Origin of the sequence: Enterobacter cloacae complex sp. S2, from assembly GCF_015159675.1 — a bacterium.
Taxonomy (GTDB): Bacteria; Pseudomonadota; Gammaproteobacteria; order Enterobacterales; family Enterobacteriaceae; genus Enterobacter; species Enterobacter intestinihominis.
The window spans coordinates 44,121-56,422 of the sequence record NZ_JADDTS010000041.1; the positions used below are offsets into that span (position 1 = coordinate 44,121).

A 12,302-nucleotide genomic window follows, 5' to 3' on the forward strand; every position below is an offset into this window, starting at 1 on the left:
CCGGGCGCTGTGCGCGCCCGGGTCATTTCTTGCAGGTGCTATCAGGTAATGATGTGTTGCTGGTTTACAAGCTCGTCGTAGGTGGTCTGAACGTTGTCCAGCGTAACGAGCGTAGATTTAGTGTAGGCGGCTCCCGTGCCGTCACGGTCGATGGAGATCACAGTATTGTTACCGCTTTGTGAAACAGAGACATAGTTCCCCAGCGTCGACGCGCTACCGTTCCAGCCCACCAGCAGATCGCCAATGTCGATCTTGTCTCCCTGCGACAGGGAGAAGTTCGTCCAGTGGTCACCCGTGCTGTTACCTGCGGTGGCGTTACCCGCCGTAGTGTTCAACACCTGATAAATCAGCGTGTCGCCGTAGGCCGTGCCGCTAATCACATCGTTATGTTCCGAACTGACAAATTTCGGTGCCATATTGATGGTCAGCGAGGCGGTATCCCGGGTGCCGTTGGCGTCGGTCAGGGTGTAGTTAAAGACCTCCTTGCTGGTGATGGTAGAGAACGATATCCCCGGGTTGAGTGTGTAGGTGTAACTGCCGTCTGCGGCAATCGCCAGCGTGCCGTAGTGGCCCGTGATGTTTACCTGCGTGCTGCCGGTGTAAGGATCCAGCGTGGTGGTTACGCCGTCGTAGCCGGTAATGCTGAGACGGGTATCGACCGAGTGCAGCTGGTCCATCGCGCCCGCGGAGCCGGTGCCGTCGAAGATATTGCCGTCAACGGTGTGGGTGCCCGTGGCGTCAAACTGCGACAGGGAGTAGCTGGTCCCGGTGACGCTTGGGGTAACGGTGATATTTCCCACCCCCAGCGGTCCCATTCTGCCGGTATAGTTCAGCGTATAGGTTCCCGCTTCCAGATCGAGGCCCGTCAGGTTGATCGTCGCCCTGCCGCCCAGCAGCAGCCCGCCGTTAAATGAGCCGGATCTGAGGGTGGTGGTGCCGTTGGTCAGTGTCCAGTCGACCGTTAACCCGGTAAGGGTCAGCAGCGAGGCGACGTTAAACGACAGAACCACGTTATGCAGTGCAGTATTAGGATCCACCACGAAGGTCCCGCTTCCGCTGCCCTGGGTTGAGGCAAGCAGCGCGGCGTTCCAGCTCGCCGACCCGACGGTGGTATCCGAGTATGCGGCGGTGCGGTGCACCGAGTTCACGTCCATCGCAGTGCTGACATCGTTCACCGCGTCCATTGGCTGCGCGGTCGGGGTGATGTTCAGCGATGCCGTGTCTTTCGAGCCGTTCGGCGCGGTGATGGTGTAGACGAAGGTATCCGGGGTGCTGATGCTGTCAGCGCCGACTCCGCTGTCCAGGGTGTAAGTGTACTCCCCGGCTGCGTTGATCCGCAGCGTACCGTACTCGCCGGTGATCTCCGTCAGGCCGCTGCTGTTCACCGCCACGCCGTTAACGTCGGAGACCACGGTACCTGCTGGCGCAATATCATCCGCCAGCACATCCCCGGTCGTGCTCTCGCTCACGCTTGCCACGCTGTAGACATGATCCTGCAAGACGTTCAGCGTGTAGGCCGTCAGCGCGGTGATCCCCGCCGCCGTATTGAGCAGGAACAGGTACTCGCCAGCGGGCAGGTTCAACGTCAGCTGCGGGGAGGTGCCGCCCAGCAGCGGCGCGCGCAGCCAGCCGGGTTCAACGCGCATCTGCTCGAAGGTCTGCGTCGCATTGTTGAACTTATAGATGTAGAGGTCGAACACCGAGGCCAGCGCGACGCCGCCCACGGACGCCTGAACGGTCATGGTGCGGGTGGTGCCTTCTTCCACGTTATAGATGATCGGGTTGGCCAGATCGTCCAGCAGGTTCAGCCCCAGGGTATTGCCAAGGTTGATCCCCACCAGGGTAAAGCCGCCCTGCGACGAGGTGCCGTTGTTGATCGCCTCCACGGTGGTGTCGAAGGTCAGCGAGGCGGTATCGTCCACGGCCACGATCCCGCTGCTGGTAGTGCCTTCGCCCAGCGACAGAACCAGATTTGCCGAGGCGCTGGTGCCGTTATGGGTGATGGTGTAGGTAAAGTTCTCCGTGCGGCCAATGACGGCGGCGCTGGTGTTGGTCAGGTTATAGGTATAGCTGCCGTCCAGGTTGATGGTCAGCGTGCCGTATTGCCCCTGAATCACCGTGCCGTCAGCCGTAACGCTGGTGGTGGTGCCCTGGGCGTTGGTGACCGTAGTGACGGTGGTGCCCGCCGGGGCGTTGTCGCTGCCTGCGGTTGGATCCACGTCAGTGATGACGTTCCCGGCAACGCTGGTCTCGCCGGACACGGTGCCTGCGCTGGTCTCTTTCACCGCCACATCGAGGCTGGTGTAAGAGCCGGTTGCCAGCAGGTTAGTGTTGTAGCTCAGGACGCGATACTGACCATTCGCCAGCCCGGTCAGGTTCAGCGACACCCCCGTCGCGCCGAGGGTCAACAGGTCAGCGAACTGCGGCTGCCCGGTATCGACCACGGTGGTCCAGGTGTTGTTGGCGGCGTCGAAGCGCTGTACCACCAGCTCAAGGGTATTGAGCAGGGAAAGAACGGCACCCGTGGCGTTGGCGTTCACGGCAATATCCGCACTGCCGCCGTTGCCGACGGTGAAACCTACCTGCGCGGTGTCGTTGCCGAGCAGCGTCAGCACGTTACCTAAGGCGCCTACCAGCAGGAAACCATAGTCGCTGTACTGCGAATTGGTCACCGTGGCGGTGGTCGTGAGCGCCAGTTCTTCAGCGTTGGTGCTGGCAGAGAGCGGCACCACCGGCGCAAGGGCTGAGCCGGGCAGCGAAACGTTGCCTGCCGCATCGGTGGCGGTGATTTGCAGCGTCTGACCTTCCGTCTGTTTATTGAGGAAGGTGTAGCTCCAGGAACCGTTGCTGTCCGCCGTGGCGGTGACCGTTGAATTATCCGCCAGGCGGATGGTGACGGTGCTGCCCGCTTCAGCGCTACCGGTCAATACGCTGCCGTCTGCGTTGAAGGTCCCGGTTGGAGCCGTTGGCGCAGTGAGATCGACAATGACGGTGGTCGACGTGGAAATCGGGCTGGTGCCCGAGCCGTTGCTCGCCGTGGCGGTGAAGGCATGCGGGCCTTCACTCAGCACCGGCGTGGTGAAGCTCCAGTTGCCGCTGGCATTCGCGGTGACCGTGCCCATCAGCACCCCGTTGTTATAGAGGGTGATGGTCGTGTTCGGCTGTGCCGTGCCGCTCAGGGTTGGCGTGGTGTCATCGGTGGTATTCCCGTTGGTCAGGTTGCCCGTCACCGTGCCAACGTTATCGTCAATATTAGCGATAACAGGCGCGTTCGGGATTGTGGTGATCGGGGCAATCACGGAGGTGGTGATACCCGCGTTACCGGCCTTATCGGTAGCAAAGACGATCAGGGATTCACCGGCGGTCTGTGCAGGGGTGATGGTGGCGCTGAAGCTTCCGCTACCGTCCGCGACGGCCGTTCCAAGCACGGTTCCGGTGCTGCTGGTGATGGTGACGGTGCTTCCCGCTTCTGCTGTACCGGTGACCTGCGTCCCGTTGGTGATCACCGCCAGCCCGGTTGGGGCTGGTGGCGGCGTCAGGTCAACGTTAATCGTGATAATCGGTGAAGCCACGCTGGTATTGCCCGCGGCATCGGTGGCGGTTGCGGTGAAGTTATGCGCGCCTTCCGTCAGCGTGGTGCTGGTTTGCGGCAGCGTCCAGTTGCCGTTGGCATCGGCAGTGACGGTCCCCACCAGCGTCGTGCCGTCGTAAATACGTACGGTGGCATTGGCTTCTGCCGTACCGTTTAAGGTCGGACGGGTGTCGTTGGTTGGGTTGGTGCCGGAGACAGGTCCGGTGACGGTCCCCACATCATCCTCAATCGAGGTGATTGCCGGTACGACAGGGGCGGTGGCATCCACATTAATGGTGTAACCGCCGGTCTGCGCGCTGGCGTTGCCCACCGCGTCGGTGGCGGAGAAGGTCAGATTATGCGGCCCGTCAGCCAGCGGGGTGGAAGGCGTAAAGCTCCACGCGCCGCCGGTGGCGACTGCGGTGCCAATCTGTACCCCATTATCAAAGATGGTGACCGTTGCGCCGGCTTCTGCCGTACCGGTGATCGTTGGCCGCGCGTCGTTGGTTAACCCGCCGTTGGCGACAGGCGCAGCGGCGTTACCGACATCATCGGTGATGCTGGTCAGCACCGGCAGCGCTGGCGGCGTGGTGTCAATGGTCAGGCTGAAGTCGGCGGACGACGTGCTGGTGTTACCCGCCTGATCCGTTGCTTCTGCGGTAAAGGTGTGTGACCCACTGTCCAGCGGCACGGTGATATCGACGGTCCAGTTGCCATCGGCATCGGCAGTACCGGTACCCACCAGCGTGGTGCCCTCATAAATATTCACGGTGGCCAGCGGCTCGCTGGTCCCCACCAGACGCGGGAGAGGATCGTTGGTGGTCTGGCCGGAACCTATTGCCCCGGTGATGGTGCCAACGTCGTCAATCGCCTGGGTGATAACCGGCGCGGCAGGCGCAGTCGTATCCACAACCAGCGTAAAGCCTGGTGAGGCAGGGCTGACGTTGCCCGCGGCATCGGTTGCCGTGGCGGTCCAGGTGTGGCTGCCGTTTGCCAGCGTACCGGTGGTAAAGCTCCATACGCCGTTTGCGTCCGCCACGGCGGTACCCACTTCACGGCCACTTTCATAAATGGTGATGGTCGCGTTGGCCGCCGCGGTGCCGTTCAGTGTTGGCGTGGTGTCGTCTGTGCTTTGTCCCGAGGCGACCGGGCCCAGCACGGTACCAGCATCGTCAGTGGCCGGGGTAAAGACCGGTGCCTCAGGCACCGAGGTATCCACCGTCAGGTTGAACGGTGGTGAGGTGACCCCGGTATTGCCTGCGGCATCGGTGGCGTTGAAGGTAATAACGTGCGGCCCTTCGCCCAGTTCAGTGGTCGGCGTGAAGGTCCAGTTACCCTGGGCGTTGACGACCGCCGTGCCAATTTCCACATCATCGACAATAACGTGTACCGTTGCGCCCACTTCCCCCGTACCGTTGAATGTTGGACGGGTGTCGTTCGTGGAGCCGTCGCTGGCGAGGGTTCCCGTTCCCGGGCTGACATCGTCTATTACCGTGGTAACCACCGGGGCCGCAGGCCCGGCGGTATCCACCGTAAAGGCGAACACTGGCGAGTTGGCGGAGACGTTTCCGACATCATCGCTGGTGTTAACGCGCAGGTTATACGTCCCGTCCGTCAGTACCGGATCCGGCGTAAAGGTCCAGTTGCCGCTGCCGTCGACCGTGGTGGTGCCAATCTCCACGCCGTTATTCAGCACGTGAATGATGGTACCCGCCTGGCCGGAGCCGCTGAGGGTTGGCGTGGTATCATTGGTCACCTGCCCGGCGGTAAGCGGGCCGGTTGTGCCTCCCGGGGCATTGTCGCTGACCGTAACGATCGTCGGCACCTGTGGCGCAGTCAGATCGATTTCGACGCTCCAGGCGTTGGACGGCTGGCTGACGTTGCCCTGCGGATCCGTCGCTCTGACAGTAAAGTCATGCGTCCCTTCGCCGAGGGCGGTTTCAGGAGTAAATGTCCAGGCACCGGTGCCGTCTGCTGCCACCGTACCAATTTGCGTAGCGCCATCAAAAATGGCGACGACGCTGTTCGGCTCGGCGCTACCGGTCAGGGTTGGCGTAGTGTCGTTGGTTGGATCGCCGCTTGGGACAGGCGTTGCCGCATTCCCTGCGTTATCCGTCACGCTGGTAATTACCGGCGTGGTGGAAACGGTGTCGACCACAATGGTGATCCCGGCCGACGAGGCGCTCTCATTGCCTGCCGGGTCGGTGGTGGTCACGGTCAGGGTGTGGCTGCCGTCGTCCAGCGCAGGCGGCGTGTAGCTCCAGGTGCCGGTCGGACCGACAACAACGGTGCCCAGCGGGTCGCCGTCATCGTACACCGTAATGGTGTCCCCGGCCGTGCCTGTTCCGGTCAGGGTAGGACGGTTGTCGTTGGTGCTCTGCCCGTCAGCGATTGGGCCGGTGACCGGGCCTACGTCATCGGTCACCGCACCGATGGCTGGTGCGGTCGGATCGGTGAGGTCGACGGTGACGGTCGCGATCGGCGACTGCCCGCTGGTCGCGCCGGTGCCGGTATTCGTGGCGGTGACGGCGAAGGTGTGTGGGCCTTCGGCGAGCGGCAGTAGAGGCGTATAGCTCCAGTTGCCGTCTGTATCCGCAACAATTTCGGTCAGCGGAACCAGCGCCCCATCCAGATAAATGGTGATGACGCTACCCGGATCGGCGGTGCCGGTAAGGGTAGGCGTGGTGTCATTGGTGGTTTTGTCTTTCACATCGCCAGTGACGGGATCGGCATCATCGTTGATTGCCGTAATCACCGGCACCGCTGGCAGAATAAGCGGGGAGTCCGGTACGTCAAAGGTGGTTGTCGGGCTTGCATTACCTGCGGCGTCCGTGGCGAACAGCGTCAGCGTCGCGGGATCCAGTTGGGCCGGGGAGAGGGCGATGGAGAAGATGCCTCCCGTCGCGACCCCGGTCCCGATGATATTGCCGCCGGCGTCACGCACCGTCACCGTGGTTCCGTCATCTGCCGTACCGGTCAGCGGCGTGCCCTCTGCGGCAATGGTGATATTGGTTGGCGTTGCAGGAAGCAGCGTATCCACCGTCACGCTGAGATCGCCGGAGCTGGCGGAGGTATTCCCCGCCGCGTCACTTGCGGCAACCGAGAAGGTGTGCGGCCCTTCCGCAAGCGCGGGGTCGGCTGTCCAGGACCATGTCCCGTTCGGCTGAACCACCACGACCACCGGAGACGGCGTGCCATCAACAGAAACGGTTACGCTCGAACCCGGCTCGCCAATCCCGGTGAGGGTTGGGGTACCGTCGCGGGTGTAAAGCACGCTGTTAGTCAGTTGGCTGTCAGAGACGGCGTCAATTTGCGGCACGGTCGGTGCCTGCGTATCGACCGTCACGCTAAAGACCGGGCTGAGCGGGCTCAGGTTACCCGCGTCGTCCACCGCGGCGACGGTGATATTCAGCGGACCATCGGTTTGTGTCGGCAGGGTGTATGACCACTCGCCATTGGCGATCTCAACGCGATCCACTTCCACGCCGTTGTTGTAGATAATCACCGTTTCGCCGGTCGTGCCGCCTCCGCCAATGACAGGTGTGTTATCGTTGGTTGAGCCTCCATTCTGAGCGCCGCCAATGGAACCGATGAGCGGGGTATCCGGGGCGAGGGTGTCGACCGTTATCGTGATACCGGTTGATGGCAGAGATTCATTGCCGGCTTCATCGGTGGCGGTCGCCGTGTATTGGTGCGTCCCTTCGCCAATGTTGCTCTCAGGACGCCAGCTCCAGTTACCGCTACCGTCCACCGTGACGCTGCCCACGGCCTGCGGCTCGCCTGTACCCACCTGGTCATAGATGGTAATGACGTCATTCGGCGTACCGGTGCCGCTCAGTACCGGGCGCGGATCGTTGGTGGTTCCGCCGTTGTCCACTGGCCCGGTGATCTGGCTTACGCTGTCTGTCACCGTCGGGATCCCCGGCTGGCCCGGCGCGTCGGTATCAATGGTAATGGTCACTGGCGTGGACGGTGCGCTTTCGTTCCCGGCGCTGTCCTGATTGGTCACCGTCAGGGAGAGATCGTAGGTGCCGTCAGGGAGCGGATCTTCCGGTGTCCAGCTCCAGTTACCGTCGCCATCGATCTCGGCTTCACCTATTTTGGTTGCGCCATCGTAAATGCTTACGGTATCTCCCGGCGTGCCCGAGCCGCTCAGGGTTGGTGTGGTATCGCGGGTGGTCTCCCCAGGATTCAGAGCCGTCCCCGGTGTGGCGCCGTCCGGGTTCACGGTGATCTCAGGAATATCCGGCGTTGCAGGCGCGGTCGTGTCGATCGCCAGCTCAAACGGTGGCGAGATGGTGGTATTACCCGCCTCATCCGTCGCGTGGACCGTCAGCGAATGCGGGCCGTCCGTCAGCGGCGTGGTTGGCGTAAAGCTCCAGCCGCCGCTGCCGTCAAGCACGGCCGTGCCGAGCAGGGTGGTCCCGTCATAGATAGTGATGGTGGTGCCTTCCGGTGCGGTTCCCTGCAGCTGCGGCAGCGTGTCATCGGTAGTATCCCCGCTGTTAAGCGGAACCTGCACAGTGCCGATGTTATCGGAGACGGTGTCAAGGGTGGCCGCCGGTGGCGGAGTGGTATCGACGGTAAAGGTAAAGCCGGGTGATGATGCGCTGGTGTTGCCGGCCGCATCGCTCGCGACGACGGTGAACGTATGCTGCCCGTTCCCTAATGCGGTAGTGGGCGTGAAGGTCCATGCGCCACCGTTATTCACAATGGCAGTACCAATATCCTGTCCGTCCAGGCGGATCGTCACGGTGGAGCCCGGCTCGCCGGTACCGTTCAGCGTCGGGAGCGTGTCGTTGGTGATTTGGTTGTTGTCGAGCGGCCCCGTGCGGCCCGGTACGTCATCAATGACCTGCGTAATGGCTGGAGCGCCCGGCGCGGCGGTATCCACCGTGATGCTCCAGGTGTTCGATGTCCCGCTGAGGTTATTGTTGGCGTCAACCGCCGTCGCCGTCAGCACGTGCCCGCCGTCGGGAAGATCCGTTTCCAGCGTGATGGACCACTGGCCGTCAGGCCCAACCACTGCGGTGCCGATTTCAGTGGTGCCGCTGTAGAGGGTGATCGTTGTGCCGGGCTCGCCCGTTCCGTTGATGGTCGGGGTTTTGTCGTTGGTGAGACCGTTCTGGCTGACAGGACCGGTGACGTCGAGCGCATCATCCTCCACGCCTGTGATGACCGGGGTTTGTGCCGCGGTGATGTCCGGCGCGTCAAACGGCGCGGTCGGGCCGGTGTTTCCGGCGGTATCGGTGGCATCTGCGGTCAGGGCTTCGCCGTTGGCTTTCGGCGGGATCAGATCAACGCTGAAATTACCCTGATCGTCGGCGACCGCTTCCCCGACCTTAACGCCATTTTCACGAATGGTGACGGTGCTGCCCGGCTCGGCTGTACCGGTTACCGTGGTGCCGTCGGCAGAGATAACCACGTTTTCCGGTGCCAGCGGTGGCGTGCTGTCTGGCGCGTCGGCAAAGCCGGACGGACTGGTGTTGCCGCTGCCGTCGGTGGCCGTCACTTCAAGGGCTTCGCCGTTGGTCTGGGCTGGCGAAATCGGGATGGTAAAGGTGCCGTCCGGACCGGCGGTGGCCTGGCCGATGATCGTACCGTCCGGCGCTTTAATAATAATCGTGCTGTTTGGCTCGGCGGTTCCGCTGACGCTTGCCCCGTCTTCCGCCACCACCAGGTTACCCGGTGCGGCAGGCGCGGTGATGTCCGCTGCGTTAACCAGCGCCGGGGAACTCTGGTTGCCTGCGGCATCGGAGGCGACCACGGAGATGATCTCGCCGTTCACTTGTGCAGGGTTCAGGTTGGCGATGTAGTTGCCGTTGCTGTCGGCAGTGGCGGTCCCGATTTGCACCCCGGCGTTGTTGGTGATGACAATTTTACTGCCCGGCTCGGCAGTACCGGTGATTTGCGTGCCTGTCGAATTGAGCGTCGCCTCCGGCATGTCTGGCGGCGTAAGATCGACGGTAAAGTTGATCGGCTGAGACAGGCCGCTCTGGTTGCCTGCCGCATCGGTTTCGCGCAGGGTAATCGAATGTGCACCCTCTGCCAGCGGCGTTGTCGGCGTGATGCTCCAGGTACCGTTCGGCAGAACCGTTGTGCTGCCAATCGCAACGCCGTTATCGTAAACCGTAATCGTGCTGCCTGGTTCTCCTCGGCCCGTCAGGCGGGGCTGCGACTCGTCGGTAAACTGCCCGGCGGTAATCGTGCCTTTCAGCCCTCCGGTGTCATCGTTAACGATAAATCCTGTCGGCACCGGCGGGGTGGTGACATCCACCGTTACGGTAAAGGCCGGCGAGGCCGGACCGGTGTTACCGGCGATGTCGGTGGCGCGTACGGTAAGCTGGTGGCTGCCTTCGCTCAGGTTAACCGACGGCGTAAAGCTCCAGCTTCCGTTGCTGCCTACAACCGCTGTGCCAATGGCAATGCCGTTATCATAGATGGTGACCGTAGAGCCCGCTTCCGCCGTGCCGGTGAGCTGCGGGCGCGGATCGTTAGTGGTGCTTCCGCTTCCGAGCACGCCGGTATTGGGCGCAACGTCGTCGGTCATGCCGGTGATGGCCGGGGCGCCTGGTGCGACCGTATCCACCACGAAGGTCACCGCCGTGGACGCCGGGCTGGTATTGCCTGCCGCATCGGTCGCGGTGGTGGTAATGGCGTGGTTTCCTTCAGACAGGTTGGTCGACGGGGTAAAGCTCCATTTCCCGGTAGCATCGGCCGTGGCGGTGCCGATCGGCTTGCCGTTGTCATAGAAGGTAATAACGGTGCCAGCTTCACTGATGCCGCTGAACGTCGGGCGTGCATCGTCCGTGCGTTGTCCGTTGCTCAGCGGGCCCGCTTCGGTGCCCACGTTATCATTGACGGTGACAATCTCGGGGGCAGCCGGCGCGGTTGAATCCGGTGCCGTGACCTGAACGCCCGGGCTGGTATTGCCGGACGGATCGGTGGCGGTGGCGGTGATCTGCTCCCCGTTGGTGAGCGGCGTGCCGAGATCGATAGTAAATTTCCCGTCGCTGCCAGCCTTGCCCGTTCCGATGGTGTTGCCATCGGCATCTTTCAGTGTCACGGTGCTGCCCGGCTCAGCCGTACCGGACACGGTTTTGCCGTCAGGCGAAACCTCCAGATTGGCAGGTGCATCCGGCGCGGTGAGATCCGGTGCTGTGACCTGACCACCCTGGCTGGTATTGCCGGACGGGTCGGTGGCCGTGGCGGTGATCTGCTCCCCGTTGGTGAGCGGTGTACCGAGATCGATAGTAAATTTGCCGTCGCTGCCGACCTTGCCCGTTCCAATGGTGTTGCCATCGGCATCTTTAAGGGTAATCGTGCTGCCCGGTTCAGCCGTACCTGTTACGGTTTTGCCGTCAGGTGAGACCTGAAGATTAGTGGGAGCATTCGGAGGCGTAGTATCAGGTTCGGAAGGATTTCCCGGATTACCGGGATTCGGGTTGTTGTTATCGTCATCTCCGCCACCTCCACCGCCGGTTCCCGCCGCAATAGCAATCCCACCTGCGGCGGCCAGGCCACCCAGCACCCAGGGCCACGCAGCGGCGCCGCCGGCATCACTCCCTGACGCCGCCAGTAATGCATCGGTGGAGGCGATGGATTCATAGGTCGCGGCACCGGTTGGATCTTCAATCCACCACAGCGCTCCGTCACTTTCTTCAAGCACCAGCTGGCTTACGCCCTGCGCATCAGTAACGTAGAAATTCTTGAGGGTAATCACTTCGCCCGAATTGAGGGTAATCACCAGATCGTTTCCGCTGCGGGAGTAATCTGCGATGTTGGCTCGATCCACGTTAAGCTTAACGATTGAGGAGTGATCGAGTGTTATCTGTGTCCCTTCCGTGGTCGTTTCCACGCCAGTTAATTTAGATATAACAGATATTTGGCTCATACAGTTATTACTCCAGCAGAGTGATTGGTTACGGCGTGTCAAACAAAGCCATCGTTTCTGAAGGGATGAACGCGCTCCCGGCGAAAATACTGTTTAATAAACAGGATTTACCGTTACTTTGTTTAGCGCGACCGATACCCGCCAGGATTAAAAGTGGCAACCTCAGGGCAAAGCTAATTATTTACACAGGAAATAGTTGTTTATTTATATGTTTGCGATTTATAAGCCTTATTATTTGTGCAGGTATTAAATTATTTCGTTATAAAAATGATATAGCTATAAATGTCTGAATACGCAAATTAAGTGTTCGTAAACCCAATGCGGCTATTGCAGGGGAGATTAATTGATAGCGTGAATATATTTCGTTAGCTATGAGGGCGCGTGGATAAAGGGTTTCGGCGTAAAAGGTGCAACCCTTAAAACGGTGCTGGTGGGGCGATATTAATAATTATAATATGCGATAAATATCTAATTTTGGTTAGGTTTAATTGCTGCTTAATTGTAGTTTAAGTTAGGGTAAAATATCTGGTGTATGATATATTTAAAACTCTCTCATTTATAAAATATATTTTTACGGGCGGGTTAATTTCTGCTACTCAAAAAAATTACGTATTTTCTTCTCATGTTTAATAAATAAAAGGCCGCAAGCGTGGCCTTTCAGAGGCTATCGGTATTAGCCTAAAGAAATTATGCCGATTTCCACGAGGGCAGCTAATGTCAAAAGAATAAAGAGGATAACAACTATTGGTCTGTACATTTTTAAGGTTCCATCCTTGTGTGAAGTCCTGCCCATCGTGTCCGTTGTCATTTTCCATGGTAATGACGTGCTGTCGTTGA

Annotated in this window: 1 protein-coding gene; it reads right to left on the reverse strand. The window is 60.5% G+C overall.

Going from position 1 to position 12,302, the window contains the following annotated elements; genetic code table 11:
- Positions 1 to 41 precede the first annotated feature (41 nt).
- Positions 42 to 11,465, reverse strand: coding sequence for a BapA/Bap/LapF family large adhesin (locus tag IPZ49_RS18750; RefSeq protein ID WP_063932875.1), 11,424 nt, complete (start codon positions 11,463 to 11,465; stop codon positions 42 to 44).
- Between the last annotated feature and the right edge of the window lie 837 nt (positions 11,466 to 12,302).